This is a genomic window from Janthinobacterium tructae, from assembly GCF_006517255.1.
Lineage (GTDB): Bacteria > Pseudomonadota > Gammaproteobacteria > Burkholderiales > Burkholderiaceae_D > Janthinobacterium > Janthinobacterium tructae.
Genome location: NZ_CP041185.1, coordinates 1,355,774 through 1,376,064, shown reverse-complemented (window position 1 = coordinate 1,376,064; position 20,291 = coordinate 1,355,774). Strand labels below are relative to the sequence as shown.

At 64.8% G+C, this 20,291-nt stretch carries 17 protein-coding genes; 13 read left to right on the top strand and 4 right to left on the bottom strand.

Going from position 1 to position 20,291, the window contains the following annotated elements:
• Positions 1-17: 17 nt before the first annotated feature.
• The 11 genes from gap (at position 18) to FJQ89_RS06055 (ending at position 13,869) form a co-directional block, all read left to right on the top strand.
• Positions 18-1,028, top strand: a complete 1,011-nt coding sequence (gap, locus tag FJQ89_RS06105) for a type I glyceraldehyde-3-phosphate dehydrogenase (protein WP_071077111.1) — start codon at positions 18-20, stop codon at positions 1,026-1,028.
• A 92-nt stretch (positions 1,029-1,120) separates the two neighbouring features.
• On the top strand, positions 1,121-2,575 hold the full coding sequence (gene pyk, locus FJQ89_RS06100) for a pyruvate kinase (protein WP_099764572.1): 1,455 nt from the start codon (positions 1,121-1,123) through the stop codon (positions 2,573-2,575).
• Positions 2,576-2,745: 170 nt separating this feature from the next.
• Complete coding sequence (locus FJQ89_RS06095; RefSeq protein WP_141169482.1) at positions 2,746-2,928, top strand: hypothetical protein; 183 nt, start codon at positions 2,746-2,748, stop codon at positions 2,926-2,928.
• A gap of 174 nt (positions 2,929-3,102) precedes the next feature.
• Positions 3,103-3,603: a sigma-70 family RNA polymerase sigma factor gene (locus tag FJQ89_RS06090; protein ID WP_141172650.1), complete on the top strand. Its 501-nt coding sequence runs from the start codon at positions 3,103-3,105 to the stop codon at positions 3,601-3,603.
• Positions 3,600-4,568 (top strand): FecR domain-containing protein, encoded by a 969-nt coding sequence (locus FJQ89_RS06085; RefSeq protein ID WP_168208377.1) that lies wholly within the window; start codon positions 3,600-3,602, stop codon positions 4,566-4,568. Before FJQ89_RS06090 ends, FJQ89_RS06085 begins: the two co-directional genes overlap by 4 nt.
• A gap of 213 nt (positions 4,569-4,781) precedes the next feature.
• The gene (locus tag FJQ89_RS06080; protein WP_141169480.1) at positions 4,782-7,241 is read left to right on the top strand and encodes a TonB-dependent siderophore receptor; all 2,460 of its coding nucleotides are present in this window, start codon (positions 4,782-4,784) and stop codon (positions 7,239-7,241) included.
• A gap of 75 nt (positions 7,242-7,316) precedes the next feature.
• Positions 7,317-7,685 (top strand): hypothetical protein, encoded by a 369-nt coding sequence (locus FJQ89_RS06075; protein WP_141169479.1) that lies wholly within the window; start codon positions 7,317-7,319, stop codon positions 7,683-7,685.
• Positions 7,682-8,338, top strand: coding sequence for a hypothetical protein (locus FJQ89_RS06070; protein ID WP_141169478.1), 657 nt, complete (start codon positions 7,682-7,684; stop codon positions 8,336-8,338). Before FJQ89_RS06075 ends, FJQ89_RS06070 begins: the two co-directional genes overlap by 4 nt.
• 8 nt (positions 8,339-8,346) lie before the next feature.
• Positions 8,347-8,805, top strand: a complete 459-nt coding sequence (locus FJQ89_RS06065; RefSeq protein ID WP_168208376.1) for a GNAT family N-acetyltransferase — start codon at positions 8,347-8,349, stop codon at positions 8,803-8,805.
• A gap of 347 nt (positions 8,806-9,152) precedes the next feature.
• A complete protein-coding gene (locus FJQ89_RS06060; RefSeq protein WP_141169476.1) occupies positions 9,153-12,860 on the top strand; it encodes a PAS domain S-box protein in 3,708 nt (1,235 codons plus the stop codon).
• 13 nt (positions 12,861-12,873) lie between these two features.
• Positions 12,874-13,869: an HD domain-containing phosphohydrolase gene (locus FJQ89_RS06055; protein ID WP_141169475.1), complete on the top strand. Its 996-nt coding sequence runs from the start codon at positions 12,874-12,876 to the stop codon at positions 13,867-13,869.
• 126 nt (positions 13,870-13,995) lie between these two features.
• Here FJQ89_RS06055 and FJQ89_RS06050 read toward each other — a convergent pair whose 3' ends face one another.
• From FJQ89_RS06050 to FJQ89_RS06035, 4 genes are all read right to left on the bottom strand, one after another.
• Positions 13,996-14,193 carry a hypothetical protein gene (locus FJQ89_RS06050; RefSeq protein ID WP_141169474.1) on the bottom strand — a complete coding sequence of 66 codons (198 nt, stop codon included), beginning with the start codon at positions 14,191-14,193 and terminating at the stop codon, positions 13,996-13,998.
• Between the two features lie 287 nt (positions 14,194-14,480).
• Positions 14,481-15,125, bottom strand: coding sequence for a hypothetical protein (locus FJQ89_RS06045; RefSeq protein ID WP_141169473.1), 645 nt, complete (start codon positions 15,123-15,125; stop codon positions 14,481-14,483).
• A gap of 91 nt (positions 15,126-15,216) precedes the next feature.
• A complete protein-coding gene (locus FJQ89_RS06040) occupies positions 15,217-17,085 on the bottom strand; it encodes an esterase/lipase family protein (protein WP_168208375.1) in 1,869 nt (622 codons plus the stop codon).
• Between the two features lie 16 nt (positions 17,086-17,101).
• A complete protein-coding gene (locus FJQ89_RS06035; RefSeq protein WP_141169471.1) occupies positions 17,102-17,878 on the bottom strand; it encodes a DUF481 domain-containing protein in 777 nt (258 codons plus the stop codon).
• Between the two features lie 245 nt (positions 17,879-18,123).
• On the opposite strand from FJQ89_RS06035, the gene FJQ89_RS06030 reads away from it, so the two are divergent.
• Positions 18,124-18,810 (top strand): winged helix-turn-helix domain-containing protein, encoded by a 687-nt coding sequence (locus FJQ89_RS06030; protein WP_071077124.1) that lies wholly within the window; start codon positions 18,124-18,126, stop codon positions 18,808-18,810.
• Entirely contained in the window at positions 18,800-20,155 is a 1,356-nt protein-coding gene (locus FJQ89_RS06025; RefSeq protein WP_141169470.1) for a sensor histidine kinase, read from the top strand. Before FJQ89_RS06030 ends, FJQ89_RS06025 begins: the two co-directional genes overlap by 11 nt.
• Positions 20,156-20,291 lie beyond the last annotated feature (136 nt).

Here is a 20,291-nt window from a genome sequence, read left to right as displayed (position 1 = left end):
AATATCAAGGAGACAGCATGACCATCAAAGTTGCCATCAATGGCTATGGCCGCATCGGCCGCAACGTCTTGCGCGCGTTTTATGAAGGCGGCAAGCAGCAGGATATCGAGATTGTCGCCATCAACGACCTGGGCGATGCCAAGTCGAACGCGCATTTGACGCGCTACGATACGGTGCACGGCAAGTTTCCCGGCGTCGTCACCATCGATGGCGACAATATGCTCGTCAATGGCGACCGCATCCGCGTCTTCGCGCAGCGCGATCCGGCCCTGATTCCGTGGGGAGAGTTGGGTGTGGACGTGGTGCTCGAATGCACGGGTTTCTTCACCACCAAGGAAAAAGCCTCGGCCCACCTGAAGGGCGGGGCAAAGAAAGTCATCATTTCCGCGCCGGGCGGCAAGGACGTGGACGCCACCATCGTGTTCGGCGTCAATCAGCATGTCTTGAAGGCATCCGATACGGTCATTTCCAACGCCTCGTGCACGACGAATTGCCTCGCGCCATTGGTCAAGCCGCTCAACGATGCCATCGGCATCGAATCGGGCCTGATGACCACCGTGCACGCCTACACGAACGACCAGGTACTGTCGGACGTGATGCATGAAGACTTGCGCCGCGCCCGTTCGGCCACGCATTCGATGATCCCCACCAAGACGGGCGCGGCAGCCGCTGTCGGCCTGGTCTTGCCGGAACTGAATGGCAAGCTCGATGGTTTCGCCATCCGCGTGCCGACGATTAACGTCTCCTTGGTCGACCTGTCTTTCATCGCCAGGCGCGACACCACGGTCGAGGAAGTCAATGCCTTGCTGAAAGCGGCATCGGAAGGCGCGCTGAAAGGGATTTTGACGTACCAGACGGAACCGCTCGTTTCCATCGATTTCAACCACAACCCGGCGTCGTCGAACTTCGATTCGACGCTGACCAAGGTCTCGGGCCGCCTCGTGAAAGTGTCGTCGTGGTACGACAACGAGTGGGGCTTCTCGAACCGCATGCTCGACACCACGGTTGCCCTGATGGCGGCCAAGTAACAAGAACCACCGCTGATCCAGCGCACCAGGACGGCCGGCCCACAAGGCCGGCCCTTGTAGCAACTCAATATAGAAAGCAGCACACCATGACCATGCAAGTACAGCAACGCGCCACCAAGATCGTTTCCACCATCGGCCCCGCTTCGAACGATATCGATACCCTGGTCCGCATGTTCAAGGCCGGCGTCGACGTCGTGCGCCTGAACTTTTCGCATGGCAAGGCGCAAGACCATATCGACCGCGCCCGCATGGTGCGCGAAGCGGCGGCCCTGTGCGGCCGCGAAGTGGCCATCATGGCCGACTTGCAAGGCCCGAAGATTCGCGTTGGCAAGTTTGAAGAAGGCAAGATTTTCCTGGAAAACGGCATGAAGTTCATCCTTGACGCGAAATGGGGCGAAAACGGTGAACTGGGTAACATCGAACGCTGCGGCCTCGACTACAAGGAATTGCCACGCGACTTGCGCACGGCCGACGTGCTGCTGCTGAACGACGGTCTCATCGTCTTGACGGTCGACAAAGTCGTTGGCAGCGAAATCCACACGACCGTGAAAATCGGCGGCGAACTGTCGAATAACAAGGGCATCAACCGCCAGGGCGGCGGCCTGTCCGCGCCGGCCCTGACGGCCAAGGATATGGAAGACGTCAAGACGGCGATGAGTTTCCAGGCCGATTACGTGGCCGTGTCGTTCCCGAAAAACGCTACCGACATGGTCATGGCGCGCCAGCTGGCCAATATCGCCGGCGAAGCGTGGGACCACAAGCCGATGATGATCGCCAAGATCGAGCGCGCGGAAGCCATTCCCGCGTTGCAAGAGATTCTCGATGCCTCCGACGGCATCATGGTGGCGCGCGGCGACCTGGCCGTGGAAGTGGGTAATGCGGCCGTGCCGGCCCTGCAAAAGCGCATGATCAAGATGGCGCGCGCGTCGAACAAGCTGGCGATCACGGCCACGCAGATGATGGAATCGATGATCGTCAACGCCGTGCCGACGCGCGCGGAAGTGTCCGACGTGGCCAATGCCGTACTCGATGGCACGGACGCCGTCATGACGTCGGCGGAAACGGCCTCGGGCCGCTACCCGATCGAGACGGTGGAAGCGATGGCCGCCATCTGCCTGGACGCGGAAAAATGGGATACCTGCAAGCTGGATGCCGATTTCCTCAACGCCACGTTCTCGCGCATCGACCAGTCGATCGCCTACGGCGCCCTGTTTACGGCGCATCACCTGCGCGTGAAAGCCATCGCCACCCTGACGGAATCGGGGTCCACGGCCTTGTGGATGAGCCGCTGCAACATCGACATCCCCATCGTCGCGCTGACCCCGAGCGTCGGCACGCGCCGCAAGCTGGCCCTGTACCGCAACGTCAGCACTCTGGAATTGACGTCCGGCACGGACCGCGACAAGGTCTTGCAGCAGGCCGAAGACTTGCTGCTGGAACATAAGGTCGTGACCAAGGGCGACACGGTCGTACTGACCTGGGGCGAGCCGATGGGCAAGGTCGGCGGCACGAATGCGCTGAAAATCATGAAGATCGGCCAGCACTGACCGTGTATTATTGAGCACATCGCTGGCCGACAGCCGCCTGCAGCCTTAAGAATGGCTGAAAGAGGGCTGTTGGCCACGCACTGCAATGGCAGATGCCCAATCAGCCATTGCGGTGACCTCCTTTCCGTGTCAGCATGGTTTTCCTGCCTGCCAAGGCGCATCCGGAGTGCATGATGACTACCTGCTTGCCTGCCTTGATCTGGTCGCTGTCGGCCTTCGCTTGCCTCTTCATTGCCAAACGTCGCTCCTTACGAATAACGGCCATCCGTGCCGTTCTGGTGGTGTTTCTGGGGCCGCTGGCCATTCCCTTCGTGCTGGCCGCAAAGCCCGGAAGACGCACGCTGGCCTCATGACAGGCGTGCCATCCTGCTTGAAACAACAGTTTCCGTGCGGGGGCAGGCGCCGGCATTGACGCGGGCGCGCAGTGTTTGCGATAATGAGAATTATTCTCAGTTGGGTGGCGTGTTCCACCCGGCTATTGCAAACCCTCCACCTTGCCGCTTGCAGCGCAGGAGTCCCTAGTGAACATGGCGCAATCCGGCGAATCGATCGCCGTCATTTACAGCAATCACCACGGCTGGCTGATGCGCTGGCTGCGCGCCAAGCTGCAGTGCGCCGACCATGCGGCCGACCTGGCGCAGGATACCTTCGTGCGCCTGCTGACGGCGCCGCCGGAAGGCCGGCAGACCTTGCGCGAACCGCGCGCCTACCTGACCACCGTGGCGCAGCGCTTGCTGATCGACCATTACCGGCGCCTGTCGCTGGAGCAGGCGTGGCTGGAAACCCTGGCGCAGCAGCCCGATCTGCTGATGCAGTCGCCGGAAGAGCGCTTGCTGGTATTGGAGGCCTTGCAGCGCATCGATGCCATGCTCGACGGCTTGCCGCCGCTGGTGCGCAACGCCTTCCTGCTGGCGCATGTCGACGGCCTCGCTTACGGGGAAATCGCGCGGCGCCTGGCCGTGAGCGAGCGCAGCATCAAGCGCTACATGGTGCAGGCGTTCGAGCGCTGCATCCTCTTGATCCTGTGAACGCCGCGGTCGACCCACGCGCCGCCCGCGCGGCGGCGCAATGGCTGGTGCGCCTGCACGCAGGCGCCTTGAGTCCAGATGAGCAGCAAGCGTTCCAGTCCTGGCGCGCCAGCGATCCCGCGCACGCAGCGGCCTGGCAGCGGGCCGAGCTGGTGTGCGGCACCCTGGCCAGCGTGCCGCCCGCGCTGCGCCAGACGGCCGACGCGGCGCCGCCGTCGCCGCAGCGGCGTGCCGTGCTCTACGGCCTGGCCGGATTGGTCGCGGCCGGGCCGGCGCTGTGGCTGGCCAGCCAGTCGGCCCCATGGCAGTGCTGGCGCGCCGCGATCCGCACGGCGCGCGGTGAGATCCGCCACATGACCTTGCCGGATGGCACGCAACTGGTGCTCAATACGCACACGGCCATCGACGTGCACTTTGACGATGCGGCACGGCAGGTCGTGCTGCATGCCGGGGAAATCCATGTCGCCACGGCGCATGACGGGGCCGTGCCCGCGCGCCCATTCCTCGTGCGCAGCAGCAATGGTGCCGTGCGCGCGCTGGGCACGCACTTCAGCGTGCGCCAGGGCGGCAGCGTGCTGGCGCCGCGCACGCAGGTGGCTGTCAGCGAGGGCGCCGTCGAGATCCGACCGGCGCAAGCGCCCGATGCCTTGCGCAGGGTCAATGCGGGCCGGCAGGGCAGTTTCGATGAGCGTGCCATTTCTTCCCTGTCGCCGCTGACGCCGCACGCTGACGGCTGGCTGCAGGGCGTGCTGATCGCCGAGCGCATGCCGCTGGGCGAGGTGCTGGCCCAGGTGGCGCGCTATCGCTACGGCGTGCTGCACTGCGATCCGGCGCTGGCCGCCATGCCCGTGGACGGCATCTTCCAGCTGAACGACCCGGACAACATCCTGCTCTTGCTGCAACATTCCTTGCCGATCCGGCTGGTGCGCCGCACGCGCTACTGGATCAGTGTCGAGGCGGCTTGAGATTGTCGGCTTACGCCCGGTGGGCTAAGCCGACCTAGCATTCGTAGGTCGGCTTAGCGTGGCGAGGTCACGCGTAAGCCGCCAAGCGCCGCCACGTGCATTTCCCCTGTCCCTTTTTGCGGATTGCTTCGTCATACAAGGTAGAGAACGAACAATCCGAACCATCGAAAGGTCCACATGGCTTTGCCGCACCGCAGCTTGACAACAGCACAAATGTCGCTCCATCCCACCACCGGCGCCGTGCGCGCCGCGCTGGTCCTGCTCCTCGCCGTGGGCGCGGCCGGCGCCGGTTTGCCGCAGGCAGCGCTGGCCGCCGAGTCCAGCCCGGCCGCCAGCCTGCGCGAGTATCATATTCCCGCCGGCAGCCTGCGCGATGCGCTGTCCACGTTTGCCATCGCTGCCGGGATCAACCTGTCCACCCAGGGCGTGGCGCTCGACGGCCTGGCGACGCCGGGCTTGCAGGGCCGCCATGGTGTCGCGGCCGGCCTGCAAAAACTGCTGCAAGGCAGCGGGCTCGAAGTGCTTGCAAACGGCAGCGGCAATTACCTGTTGCGTAAAATCAGTAGCGGCACGGCCGATGGCGGTCTGGACAGCATGCCCGCCGTGATCGTCAGCGCCGAGGCCGACCGCGCCACGGAAGGCACGGGACTGTATACGTCGAGGAATATGTCGACGGCCACGGGCTTGAACCTGTCGCAGCGCCACACGCCGCAAACGGTCAGCGTGATTTCGCGCCAGCAAATGGAAGATTTCGATTTGACCACCTTGCAGGACGTGGCGCGCGCCACGCCCGGCCTGTATGGCAAGACGCAGGGCGTGTCCGACCAGGAAACCACGTATTTCGCGCGCGGTTTTGCCTTGAGTCACGTGAGTGTCGATGGCTTGCCGCTCGATGTCACGGCTTTCAATGAGCGCAACGTCTCGGCCGACATGCTGATGTACGACCGCGTGGAAGTGGTGCGCGGCGCCACCGGCCTGATGGAAGGGGCGGGCGCGCCGTCGGGCAGCATCAACATGATACGCAAGCGCCCCACGGCCACGCCCCTGCTCAATGCGTCCGCTCACCTGGGCAGCTGGAAGGACCGGCAACTGACGGTGGACGCCAGCAATGCCCTGAACGACTCGGGCAGCCTGCGCGGGCGCGTGGCGGCCAGCTGGCGCGACAGCGACAGCTTTGTCGACGTGGTCAACAATACCAATGGCACCGTGTATGCGATCGTCGAGGCGGACCTGACGCCGTCGACCACGGCCGGCATCGGTTTTTCGCGCCAGCACAGCCGCACCGACGGCGTGTTCGTCGGCTTGCCGACCTTGCCCGACGGCCGCCACATGGACTTGCCCCGCTCGACTTTCCTGAACAATGCCGACTCGTTCCAGAAACGCGACAACAACGTCGTCTTCGCCGACCTGGAAACGCAGCTGGAGAAGGGCTGGCGCAGCCGCTTTGCCATCACGCACATCGATGCCTCGTCGAGCACGCGCAATACCACCAACAGCCGTGTCGAGGGCGAATCGTATCTGCTGGAACAGTCGGAGACAGGCTGGAAGTACAACACGCAACAAGTGGTGGCCGACTGGCGCTTGAGCGGGCCCGTCACCTGGTTCGGCCGCCAGCATGACGTCATCGTCGGCGCCAGCTACCGCCATGACGATTCGGATGCGGCCCAGAGCTGGGAAGGTGCGGGAAAGCGCGTGTTCGATCTGCGCCAGTGGAATCCCCGTGCCTACCCGATGCGCGGCGCGCCGTTCGAGCCCTACAACTGGGGCCGCAAGACGGACGAGAAGGGCATTTATGTGGCCGGCAACTTCAGCCTGGCCGATCCGCTGCGCCTGGTGCTGGGCGGGCGCTTCGGCTGGTATGCGCAGGATGTCACGGGCTGGTATTCCACCAAGCCGACGTGGCGCCGCGACCTGACGGAAAACGCCAAGTTCACGCCGTACGCGGGTCTGGTCTACGACCTGGACGCGCACCATTCCATATATGCGAGCGGCACGCAGATCTTCCAGCCGCAAAGCGTGCTCGATGTACAGGGCAATACCTTGCCACCGTTGAGCGGCACCAACCTGGAAGCGGGCATCAAGGGCGAGTATTTCGGCGGCAGGCTCAATGCCAGCGGTGCCCTGTTCCGCATCAAGCAGAACAACCGCGCCATGGCCGACGAGGTCAATTGCCCCACGGGCGGCGCCATCTATTGCGCCCGCGCGGCCGGGCAGGTCAAAAGCGAAGGCGTCGACTTGCAGTTGTCGGGCTCGCCTCTGCCGGGCTGGCAGATCGCGGGTGGCTACACCTATGTGCTGGCCAAGTACACGAAGGACAGCGTGGCGGCGAACATCGGCCAGCGCATCGCCACCGATGAGCCGAAGCAATTGTTCAAGCTGTACACGACTGTGCAGCTGAGCGGCAGCCTGGCAAAATGGAACCTCGGCGCCTCCGTCTACGCCCAGGACAAGATTGACCGTCGCGACACGGCTTACCTGACGCAGCAGGGCGGCTACGCCATCGTCGGGCTGACGGCCGGCTACCGCCTCAGCGAGCAGGTACAGCTGCGCGTGAGTGTCGACAACGTGCTCGATCGCCGCTACTACCAGGGCCTCGGCTATGCCTGGTCGGGCGGGCTGGAACGCTACGGCGCGCCGCGCAGCGTGCTGCTGTCCCTGAACTACAAGCTGTAGCCGCTGCGCCAGCGGAGCGCGCCCGTGCGGGCGCCTCTGCTACACTGCCGTCGTCTTCACTTTCACACTGTTCCCATGTCCGCCACGCCAGTCCTGACGCCCCTGAAAAGCGCTTTCCAGCTATCGCGCACCGAGAATAACATCGAGCTGATCCTGCCCGAACTGCTGGCCGCGCAATTGCACGTCGTCATCGGCGGACAAAGCGAGCAGATCGACCTGTTCCTCGTGCCGTCGCCGAACCCGGAGCGTCAGTGCGTGACGGTGGCGGAAGACCCGGCTTTCCTGTCCGGCATCGCGTTTCCCAAGATTCCCGTCACGGGGGCGCAGCTGATTGCGTCGATTCCGCCCGAGATCGAGATCGTTATCCTGCATGGCGATGGCGCCAACTACCTGACGCGCGAGCAACTGGCCTGGTTCCGCGACATGCTGGCATCCAACGCTTGAGCGGTATTCCCGCCAGACCCTGCAAGCCGGTGCGCGCCGAATGGATACGCTTTGCGCCGGCCGACGATGCCAGCTCGCATGCGGCGATGATGGCCAATCTGCGTCCCGTGCTGTGGCGCAGCGTGCTGCTGGGCGGCTGCGCCCTGATCCTCGCCTTTGTCCTGCAAGCCGTCTGGCGCGATGTGTCGTATGCGGGCGAGGCAGTGCTGCTGCTCCTGCCGGCGCTGGCCGCGTGGACCATCGGCCTGGTCCTGCTGCCGGATCGCAATCTGTCTTTTCATGTCGAAATCAACGACGCCGGCCTGTTGCTGCGCCGGGTGGCGCGGCGCCTGCCCGGCCATGAGAGGGAGCTGCAACTGGCGCCGCAGCAGATACGCGGGCTGGAAGTGGTCAGCTACGCGGGCCCGGTGGATGTCTACCGCGGCGGACCGCCGATGGCACGCCTGGAGCTGCTGCTGCACACGACCCTCGAAGCTTGCCCGCTGGTCCGCGTGGTGGGCATGGATTTGCCCGTGCCGCAGCGCTGGTCGTTGCGGCAGATCAAGGACGAGTTGAGCCGCCGTTGTACGCTGGCCGGCATTGCCGTCAGCGAGACGGCCGGCCCGCATTACCAGTCGTGCGCCGCCATCCGCGCGCGCTGGCCGCAGGCATGAGGAAGGGCGTGTCCATCAACGCTGCCCTGACCCTGCGTCCCGTGTGCGCGGCCAACGCCGAGGCTGTCATTAGGTTGCCGCTGCACGCAGCGCAACGCGATTTTATTGCCAGTAATGCCGATTCGCTGGCGCTGGCCACCAGTCACGCCTACATGCACCCGCGCGCGATCTATGCCGACGACGAACTGATCGGCTTTGCCATGTATGCGCTGCCAGGCAGTGCGGGGCGGCAGGATACGCATGTGCTGTACCGCCTGATGATAGCGGCGCCGTGGCAGGGGCAGGGATTTGCCCGGGCAGCCCTGGCACTGCTGCTAGCCGAGATGCGCTCGCGTGGGGCAAGCAGGGTGGTGCTCTACTACGTGCCAGCCAATGCGCGCGCCCGGCAACTCTACGCAGACGCCGGTTTCGTCGAAACAGGACTCGACGGCGATGGCGAGATGATGGCCGAGCGCTTGCTTTCCTGAGCCTGTGGCATTGTGGCTGCAAAATATTTTCATTTTGATAATTATATTGTTGAAGTCCTATGAATATTTTCGTAAAGCAACTATACTCATGGCTCTTTAAAAAATCATCGTCACGCTGGCGGCCAGCTATCCGCGCCAGAGTTCGTACGTATTCCGCTTGTTCTCTCTGAACGGGCACCTTTCCCCCGCGCGGCAGGCGTGGGCGTGATGACCGAGCCTTGCCCTGGTCGATTGCTGCCGTTGTCATTTTCGCTGTGTTGCCGCTTTACTAAAAAGCCTGGCACCGGCGCGCGGTGCGCTGTCATGTTTTGCGACGTCACGTTTCACTCTATGTAGTTCACGACAGTATGCTGAGTTCCATCTTTGCCTTTTCGACCAATACCGTGCCGTATATCTACGGCACGCACGATGCCTGGCTGGTGCTGTTTTCCATCGGCATTGCCATCTTTGCCTCGTTCATGGCCCTGCAGATCGCAGGCATGGCGCGCAGCAGCGAGCGCGGCTTCCAGCGCCAGACGGCCATCATCACGGGCGCCATCGCGCTGGGCGGCGGCATCTGGTCGATGCACTTCATCGGCATGCTGGCTTTCGACATCTGCACGCGCGTTTCCTTCGACCCCGGCCTGACCCTGCTGTCGATGCTGCCTGGCGTGGCCGCGTCGTGGGTGGCGCTGAACTTGCTGGCGCGTCCGCGCATCAGCTGGCGCCAGCTGGTGGTGGGCGGCGTGCTGGTGGGCGTGGGCATCGGCTCCATGCATTACAGCGGCATGGCCGCCATGCAAACTTCGCTGACCCTGCACTACGAGCCGTGGCTGTTTGCGCTGTCGCTGCTGGTGGCCGTCACCATGGCCATGCTGGCACTGTGGATACGCTTCGGCCTGAGTGCCATGCGCCAGCGCCTCAGTGCGCTGACGGCGCTGCTGGTCAGCAGTGTCGTCATGGGCCTGGCCATTTCCGGCATGCATTACACGGGCATGCTGGCGGCGCGCTTTTCCGGTACGCCCACGGCAGGCGAGAACACGATTACGGTGCAAGCCTCGTTCGTGGCCCTGGCCGTGGCCCTGATCACCGTCACCCTGACCGTCTTCGTGGTCGCCGCGAACGGCTTGCTGCGCTACCGCCAGTTGTTGCGCCATGCCAGCGCCGGCGAGTCGCGCCTGCGCGCCATCGTCGACACGGCCGCCGATGGCCTGATCACCATCGATGGCCAGGGCAAGGTGCGTTCCTTTAACCCCGCCGCGGAAAGCCTGTTTGGCTGGTCCGAAGCGCAGATCGTGGGGCGCGACGCCAGCGTGCTGCTGCAAGCAGCCGATGCGGCCGCGTACGAAGGCTATTTGCGCGACTACCTGGAAACGGGCGCCTCGCGCATCCTCGACAGCGGACGCGAACTCGACGGCCGCCACAAGGATGGCGCCGTGCTGCCCATGCGCGTGGCGATCGGCAAGATCGACACGCCGGGCCAGCCCCTGTTCGTGGCGTTTGTCACGGACATGCGCTCCTCGCGCAGCATGGAACAGGCGCTGAAGGACAGCGAGCGCCAGTACCGCACCCTGATCCGCAATATCCCCGGCGTGTCCTTCCACTGCAGCTTCGCGCCCGAATGGAAGATGATCTTCATCAGCGATGCTGTCTTCAACCTGACAGGCTGGATGCCGCAGGACTTCATCGAAGGGCGGGTCAGGCTGTTCGAGCTCGTGCATCCGGACGACCGCCAGCGCGTCAACGACACCTGCGTGCAGGCGGCCGGCGAGAAGCGCGATTTCGAGAACGTCTACCGCCTGATCCACCGCGACGGGCGCGAGCGCTGGGTGCGCGAAAGCAGCGGCCCTGTGCTCGACAACGATGGCGTGGTGCGCTGGATCGACGGCGTCATCCTCGACATCACGGAAAGCGAATTGCGCAACGCCGAATACGAGGGCAAGGTCACGGCCATCTCGCGCGCGATGGCCGTCATCGAGTTCGACCTGCAGGGGCGCATCCTGGCGGTCAACCAGAACTTCCTCGACCTGCTCGGCTACCAGCTCGATGACGTGCTGGGGCTGCACCACAGCATCTTCTGCGAACCGGCTTATGTCACTTCGCCCGACTACATCGCTTTCTGGCAGCAGCTGGCGCAGGGCGAATTCAATACGGGCGAGTACAAGCGCATCGACAAGGATGGCCGGGAAGTGTGGATACAGGCCTCGTACAACCCGATCTTCAACGCGGACGGCAAGCCGTTCAAGGTGGTCAAGCTGGCCACCGACGTGAGCGAGCGGCGCGCCATGCAGGAAAACCTGCGCGCGGCAAAAGACCGCGCCGAGCTGGCCGCCGAATCGAAAACCAGCTTCCTGGCCAACATGAGCCATGAAATCCGCACGCCGATGAATGCCATCATCGGCTTTACGGAAGTGCTGCTGGGGACCGCCCTGGACAGCCTGCAGCGCCGCCATCTGGGCACGGTGCGCCAGTCGGCCCGTTCGTTGCTCGAGCTGCTCAACGACATCCTCGACACGGCCAAGCTGGAAAAAGGCGCCACCGAGCTGGAACTGGTGGACTTTTCGCTGCCGGACCTGGTCGATCATGTGGCGGCCTCCCTGCGCATCACGGCGCAGGCGCGCGACCTGGTGCTGCATGTGGACGTCGATCCGGGCATGGGCCAGTTCTTTCTGGGCGACGCGCGCCGGGTGCAGCAGGTGCTGACGAATTTGATCGGCAACGCCGTCAAGTTCACGGAAGTGGGCCACGTGCGCGTGGCCGTCGCCATGCAGGGCGAGCAGGTGCATATCGCCGTGCACGACACGGGCATCGGCATCCCCGCCGACCGCCTGGACAAGATCTTCGCCCCATTTACACAAGCCGATTCTTCCATGAGTCGCCGCTTTGGCGGCACGGGCCTGGGCACGACGATTTCGCTGCAGCTGGTCGAACTGATGGGTGGCACCATCACGGTGGAAAGCACCCTGGGCGTGGGCAGCGTGTTCCATGTATTGCTGCCGCTGGCGCCGGGCAAGGCTGTGGCGCGCCGCAGCGAACAGCCCGTGGTGGCCTTGCCGCCGCTGCGCATCCTGGTGGCCGACGACGTGCCGCAGAACGTGGAGCTGCTGCAGATCAGTCTGGGCGCGGCCGGCCACCAGGTGATCGCCGCCAGCGATGGCGAGAGCGCCGTGCGCGAGTTCAGCCGTGGCAGCTTCGACATCGTCCTGATGGACGTGCAGATGCCGCGCATGGATGGCCTGGAAGCGACACGCCTGATCCGCGTGTACGAGCGCGAACAGGGCTTGAAGGCGACGCCCATCATCGCCCTGACGGCCAGCGTACTGGAACAGGACCGGCGCGCCGCGCAGACGGCGGGCATGAACGGTTTTGCCTCGAAGCCGCTGGAAATGCACAAGCTGACGGCGGAAATCGCCCGCCTGCTCGATATCGCCGTGGCCATGCCGCCGCCGGCGGCCGGCTCGGCGGCGCGTGCGGCCGCAGGCCAGGTGGACTGGCAGCGCGGCATCGCCCTGTGGGGTGGCCGCGAGACCTTGCAGCGGGCCATCGCGCGTTTTGTGCAGGCCAATGGCGATTGCGCCGCCATGCTGGCGGCGGAGCTGGAACGTGGCGATGGCAGCGTAGCGGGCCACCTGCTGCACCGTATCAAGGGCGCGGCGGGCAACCTGTGCCTGGTGCAGGTCGAAAGCCTGCTGGGACGCATCGAGCAAGCGATCGCGCGCCAGTTGCCGGCCACCGAATTGCTGGTACAGCTGGCGGCCGCCTTCATGGCGCTGGCCGGCGAGCTGGAGGTCGATGCCGGGGCGCCTTTGGCGCCGGTCGATGCTGCGCCGGCTGTCAGCGCGGCGCTCGATGCGTCCGCCGCTGGCGCCTTGCTGCGGCAAGCCATCGTCAGCCTGGAAGGCGGACAGCTGGACGACGCCCTGATGGCGCGGATCGCCGCCATGCTGGCGCCGCACGGCCAGCAGCAGCGCCTGCAGGCGCTGGCCGGCGCCCTCGACGATTTTGAATTTGCGCGCGCCGCAGACGTGCTGCGCCAGCTGCTGGCGTGGCTGGAAGCGCCAGCCGACCTTTCCTGATATTGGGCTAACGATGACCTTACACGAAGACAAACCGATCCTGCTGCTGGTGGACGACGAAGCGACGAATCTGCAGGTGCTGCGGCAAATTTTGCAGGATGATTACCGCCTGCTGTATGCGAAAGATGGCGAGAAGGCGCTGGAACTGGCGCAGAACAATCCCGTCGAACTGATCCTGCTCGACATCATGATGCCCGCCATGACGGGCTACGAAGTGTGCCGCCAGCTCAAAGCCATGCCGGCCACCGCGTCCATCCCCGTCATTTTTGTGACGGCCCTGTGCGACGTGAAGGACGAGGCAGACGGCTTTGAAGCCGGCGCCGTCGACTACATCACCAAGCCCGTCAGCCCGTCCATCGTGCGCGCCCGCGTGCGCACGCATCTGTCGCTGGTCGATGCCGAGGAATTGCGCCGCTCGCGCCTGCAGGTGATCCAGACCCTGGGCCAGGCGGCCGAATACAAGGACAACGAGACGGGCATGCACGTCATCCGCATGAGCTATTACGCGCGCCAGCTGGCGCTGGCGGCCGGCTACAGCGCGGCCAGGGCGGAAGACCTGCTCAACGCGGCGCCCATGCACGACGTGGGCAAGATCGGCATCCCCGACGCCATCCTGCAAAAGCCGGGCAAGCTCGATGCGGACGAATGGAGCGTCATGCGCCGCCATGCGGAAATCGGCGCGGCCATCATCGGCGAGCACGCGGGCGGCCTTTTAAAAATGGCGCGCATCATCGCCCTGACGCACCACGAGAAATGGGATGGCAGCGGCTATCCGCAAGGCTTGCAAGGCGAGGAAATCCCCCACGAAGGTCGTATCGTCGCCATCGCCGACGTCTTTGACGCGCTCACCAGCGAGCGCCCCTACAAGCGCGCCTGGACGGTTGAAGAAGCCATCGCCACCATGCAGCGCGACAGCGGCACGCACTTCGACCCGACCCTGCTGGCGCTGTTTGTGGAACACTTGCCGGCCATGCTCGAGATCAAGGACAAGTGGCGCGAGCCGGTGTGATGAATCTCAGATCAGCCTGGTAGGTCGGGTTAGCGGGGCAAAGCCCCGCGTAATCCGACAACGTTGTTGGCTTTTTCCAAAGTGAAGCTAACAATGTTGTCGGATTACGGCTCCGCCTAATCCGACCTACGGCTGCCAGCCCAGCCATTGGCACCAGCCGTGGTCGGGACTGCGCAATTGATCGTAGATACCCAGGCGGCTGGCGGCCAGCCCTGTCAGGTCGAGCAATTGCAGCGGGGCGCTGAACGACAGCGTGGCGATCAGCGCCAGTTCCGCACCATGGGCAATATAAAAGGTGCCCGGCGCGTCACGTCGTTCTGGCAAAGCTGGGCTTCCCAGGCAGCCGTATAGCCGTCATCCGCAATATGCACCCAGTGATGGGGGAAGCCGGCCGCATCTGCCAGTTCGGCAGGCGGGCCGAAGCGATACGTGCGTTCGACCTTGACAGGCCAGATGGACGCTGCGTTCCATGCTGCGCGCACCAAGGCCTGGCCTGCTGGATGGGTGATGATATGACTCAATAATTCAGCGCTCAGCGATGCCAGCGCCGGCAGGCGCGCGGTCATTTCTGGCGGGATGGGCGTATCTTTTCGTTGTAGCGTCATGCGGGCCTAACCTACGATGTCGGCCATGCCCCTATGCTGCCACTTCGCCGCCGCCAGCACCTTGCGCAATCTCTCGCTGGCGGGCAAAGCCAGCAGCGCCTGCTGGATGGGGTGGATCTCGGTCCGGGTTTCGAACGCTTTGCCTGCAAGCATCTCTGCCGGCGAAAGTTCGTTGAGTTCGTCTGCGCTGCTGATCCAGAAGGCATGGATGTCGCTACCGGGCTGGCCGGCGAGGATGGCCAGCACGGGCGCGATCAGTTCCGGCACGGGCTGGACAAATTGCCAGGCCGGAAACTCCTTGCCGATACTGCGCCCCCTGGGTGTCACGCAATAGAACCGCTGGCTTTCTACGGCGCGATACAGCGACGCCTGCGACAGTTCCACCCACCCTTGCCCAATGACATCGGATACCTTGAGTTGTGACACGGGAAGTTGCAGCAGGATCGACGGCGGCGTGGCGAGCAGCGAAGCGCGCGCCGTATTGAGCGGGCGCGTAGCCACGTCGATCACGCGCTCGCGCCCGGGACCTTGCGCCAACAGGTCGAGTTGTGCGCTCACCAATTGCGAGAATTGTTCCACTACCCGCAGGTCGTTGTCGGTCCATTCCCGGCGCCCGGGCGCCAGGGTGTCGTGATGCAGATGCGCTGTCATGTTCGCTCCTCGGGTATATGCTCATGTTTCGCAACCTTATCAAGCGAGAGCGCATTTTTCCTGCATCAGCCAGCGAGATATCTGCGGCCGGTCAGGGCAAGCTGTCCGCCAGCCGCAAAATCCGCCGTATCTCCAGGATTGCCTGCGGGCTTTCCTGCACGCTGTGCCAGGAAGGGATGACTTTTTCCGACAAGGCGCCGTCGAGGTGGGCGCTGGCGTAGGGCACCACGCCGTCGCTCGATTCCGCCAGCGGCAGGTCCGGCGTGTCGTTGCCCATGATGGAGTAGTAGCGCACTTTCGGGCTGATGGGCAGGTCTGCCACCAGGCGCACGAACGGGTCTTTGTCGCTGAGGTTATCGATGCTGTTGGGGATGCGCAGCGGCTCGCTGCTGCCCGTGTCGAGCTGCGCCAGGCTGCCAGCCGCGTCCGACAGCTGCTCGAGCATGTTGATGGGCAGGGTGACGAGGTTGGCGATCCAGCGCGCCACCTTGTGGTTGGCGAACGAGGTGCCGCGGTGTGGCGCAGCGATGAAGATGGCGCGGTTTACCTGCGGCATGGCCGTGAAATTGAGGTAGGGTGCCAGTCCGGCGCGTACTTTTTCCGCCTTCTTGCCCTTCAAATGGTATTCTTCCGTGATGGCGTCGAGCAGGGTGTTGCTGGCATCCGATACCATCAGGCGCGCCAGCACGCCACCCATGCTGTGGCCGATCAAGACCATGTCGTTCGCAGCAATCGCCTTGCCAGCCGGGTCGAAATGCGCCAGGGTGGCGGCCAGCGCCTGGCGGATGGCGGCGTTGTTGGCTGCCAGCGGCGCATTGCTCGGGTAGTACACCTGCCAGATCTGGTAGCGGCGCCGCAGCTGCTCGTCGCCCATCAATTCATTCGCCACATTGATCCACGCCTCGGGACTGCTGGCCAGGCCGTGCAGCATGACGATGGTGCGCTTGTTCGGGTCGTAGGGCTGCATCAGGTGCACCTGCGGGCGCGAGATGCCATCGGCGCGGCCGAACAGGGTGCGCAGCGCCTGCACGCCGAAACCGGAACGGGCCAGCCACAGGCCATAGCCGGCCGTGAAGTTGGCCGCCACCGGCAATTCCTGGCCCGCCATGCGCATCGAGTCGCTGCGCGTCGGGTCGACCAGCATCACCATCAACTGCTGCGTGGCCAATACCTCCTGCAGGCTGTTGCCGTCGAAGCGGATCAGCGCCGTGACGACGGGGAAGCGGGTTTCCTGGTACGGCACATACTCGTCTTTCGGTGCGCCTGGCCTGGGCATGACGGCGACCAGGTCGGCGCCGAAGCCGTCGCGCCGGTACACATTGCGCAGGCCGGAAAACGACAGCGAGGTGGCCGGCAGCAGTTCTTCGGGCAGGGTGCCGTCTTCGGGCAGGCGCAGTGCCGACAGTTCGCTGTCGATCTGCCAGCCGGCGACGCGGATCACATGGCCGTCAGGGCGGTATTCGCCACGGTGGCGGAACAGGTTGCCGACGGCCTTTTGCACGGCATAGTTATAGTAGTCGCGGATTTGCGTCTGGCGTTCCTCGAAGGCGCGCTGGCCCGGCGTGCGCGTCGTGTAGAACAGGTAGGCGTAGGCGTAGCGGGCCGATTCGAGCCAGGCGGCCAGCAATTCGGCGCTGGCGTGGCTGGCTTGCTTCTCTTCCGCCAGCGCGCTTTCCAGCCACAATTCGGAGAGCGTCGCCAGGCGCTGCTCGTCGCTGAGCAGCTCGGAGCGGGCCAGGTCGGCGCGGCAGCTGCCCGTATTGGTTTCGCAGGCGGCGATGTCGCTGCCGATAATGCGCAGCACTTCGCTGGCTGCGGCGCTGAGTTTGCCCGTGGTGAGGATGTCGCCGCGCCGCTGCTGCAGGTAGTCGGCCGGGGAGATCGCGCTGACGGTGACGGCGGCGCAGCCGCTCAGCAGCGCCGCCGCGCACAGCAGGGCACCCAGGCGCAGTCGCCGCATCAGCGTGGCCGGCATCTCAGAACGAATAGACCAGGGTCAGCGACGTCTGCGTATCCGTGTTCTTCTTGTCGTCCGGTACGCGCGTGTCGTTGCGCGCGCTGAAGGCGGCTTTCATCTGCATGGTCCCGTTGATCTTCGTGCTGAGGGACGTTTCGGCGATGGAGTGGGTGTTCGACGTACCGCGTTCGACGCTGAGCGTCTGTGAAAACATCGCCGACTGGCTGATCTTCCACTTCATGGCGGCCGCGCCGCGCACCGTCAGGCCGTGCTCCGATTCGCCCGTGTCGTTGGTGCCGCTGAAATAGCCAGGACCGAATTCCACGTCGACGCTCTTGTCGCTCGACTGGTACCAGCGCGAGCCATGACCGACTGCCAGGGTCGAGTACTTGGTATAGGCGCCGAACTTGTCGTTCACGTGCGAGGCCAGCACGAACAGTTTTTCATGGTCGGCCATCAGCTTGTAGGCGGCCTTGGCGGAAGCGGAAAAGCGTTCGGCCGAGCGTTCGCGCACCTTCTGCCCGTCGTCGTTCGTCGTTTCATCTTCCTTGAAGTAGCCGCTGAAGATGTACTGGTTGCTCCAGTCATCGAGTTCCTGGCGCGCGTCGATCTTGCCCGTCACCGAGGTGCCGACCGTATTGCCCGAGGTGGTGATGGCGCCCAGTTCGGCGGAGGTGCTCCAGCTGCCGATGGGAATTTCATCGAACAGCATGGTTTGTTTTACGTCTGCGGCGGCGGCGCTGCCGCAACTGATGGCCATGGCCAGCGCCAGTGCGAGAGAGTGGGTCGATTTCATGGCTGTATTTGTCTATGGCGCGCGCCGGGCGTGCCTGCTGTTCGTTAGTGGCGGTGGTGTCGATGCAGGCCGCGGCAATCCGGAAGGCGCCACAGACAGCTGCGCGCGGGCGCGGCCAAACATTGTCGAGGCTGTATTGTACCCGACCCCGTCATCGTTTGCCGCACGCGACGGGGCTGGCAAGTGGCGCGCGCCTGGCGTATGCTGCGCATGTTTGTTGTCCCGATCTTTACAAGGAATTCCCCGTGCGCTGCCTGGTCATCGAAGACGAAGCCGAAACTTCCCGCTATATCTGTGCCGGCCTGCGCGAGGCGGGCCACGACGTCACCGCCTGCGACAATGGCATCGACGGCATGCGCCTGGCCTGCGGCGAAGACTGGGATGCGCTGGTGCTCGACCGCCTGCTGCCCGGCGAAATCGACGGCCTGGCCATCGTCGCGCGCCTGCGCGGCATGGGCCGCAACACGCCCGTGCTGGTGCTGTCGGCCCTGTCCAGCGTCGACGAGCGCGTGCGCGGCTTGCGCAGCGGCGGCGACGATTACCTGTCAAAGCCGTTCGCCATCGCCGAACTGCTGGCGCGCATCGAGGCGCTGCTGCGGCGCGCCGCGCCCGTGCCCGAATCGACGCAGCTGCAGGTGGCCGACCTGGTGCTCGACATGCGCACCATGCGCGTGACGCGCGCCAACCGGCAAATCGCCCTGCAACCGCGCGAATTTCGCCTGCTGGAATACCTGATGCGCCACCAGGGACAGTCCGTCACGCGCGCCATGCTGCTCGAAGCCGTGTGGGACTACCATTTCGACCCGCAGACGAACGTCATCGATGTGCAGGTGAGCCGCTTGCGCACCAAGGTGGACAAGGAGTTTTCACCGCCGCTGATCCACACGGTGCGCGGCGTCGGCTACACCCTGGGCGTGCTCGATGGTGCGTAACTGGCACCGCTCCATTGCGGCCCGCCTGGCGCTCGGCTATGGCGTGCTGGTGGTCGTGTCGATCAGCATCGTCTGCGCCGTATTCTATTTCGGCACCATCGGCGTGCTCGATCGCAGCGTGGACCGCAAGCTGACCCTGCTCTCGGAGCGCCTCGCCGCGCTGTACCAGCAGGCGGGCAGCAGCCGCACGACGGCGGAAATCGCCCATCTGCTCACCGACCGCACCGACAGCGACACGGAGATCTTCCTGCTGGTGGACGCCGATGGCCGTCGCGTGGCGGGCAATCTGTCGTCCTGGCCCGACGTGGCCAGTCCCGTGGGCCGCTTGCTGCACCGCGACGTCACGCGCGAGGGACGCGGGGTGCCCGCGCGCATGCTGATCCGCGAGCTGGCGGGCGGCGCGCGCCTGTTCGTCGGACGCGACATGGAAGAGGGCAAGTCCATCCGTGCCCTGGTGCTGCGCTCGCTGGCCTATGGCGGAGGGGTGGCCATCTTGCTGGTGGTGGCGGGCGCCTGGCTGTTCCGCCGCCAGCTCGAAGCGCGCATCGGGCAAATCCGCCGCACGGCGGGGGAAATCGAGGCAGGCGACCTGAGCCGGCGCATTCCCGTCGCCAGCGAGGATGAATTCGGCTTGCTGAGCCGCGACATCAACCGCATGCTCGACCGCATCGAACACCTGATGGAAGGCGTGCGCCACGTCTCGAACGCCATTGCGCACGACTTGCGCACGCCGCTGGGCCGCATCCGCAACAAGCTCGATGGCGCCTTGCGCCAGCAGCAGAGCGTGGCCGGCTACGCGAGTGTGGCGCAGGCGGCCATCGACGACATCGACGACCTGACGCGCGTGTTCGACAAGCTGCTGCAGATCGCGGCGGCCGAATCGGGCATGCGTCCCGAGAATTTCGATGACATCGACCTGCAGCTGATCGGCGCCGACATCGTGGAAATGTACGAGGCCACGGCCGACGAGCAGGGCGTGCTGCTGGTGCAGATGTATGGCGACAGCGTGCCGGCGCGCGGCGACCGCAACCTGCTGGGCAGCGCACTGGCCAGCCTGGTCGACAACGCCATCAAATATGCGGGTCCGGGCGCCACGGTGGAAGTGTCGGCCGGCAACGATGAACAGGGCCGCTGGCTGGCCGTGCGCGACAACGGCCCGGGCGTGCCCAGGGACGAGCTGCCGAAGCTGACGCAGCGTTTTTACCGGCTCGACAAGAGCCGCCATTTGCCCGGCAATGGACTGGGCCTGTCCATCGTGGCGGCCATCGCGGCCCTGCACGGCGGCAGCCTGGAGATCGAGGATGCGGCGCCGGGCCTGCGCCTGCGCCTGCGCCTGCTGCGCTAGCCAGGCAGCACATTACCAACTTGTAACCCCCTTCGTTTTCACCTCCCCCTATCATCCGTTCTACCCGGCGTAGAGTGGCTGCGTGCGCGCAGCCGCCTGTTCCGGGCTGTCCGCGGCTTGCCGCGGCTTGCCTTTC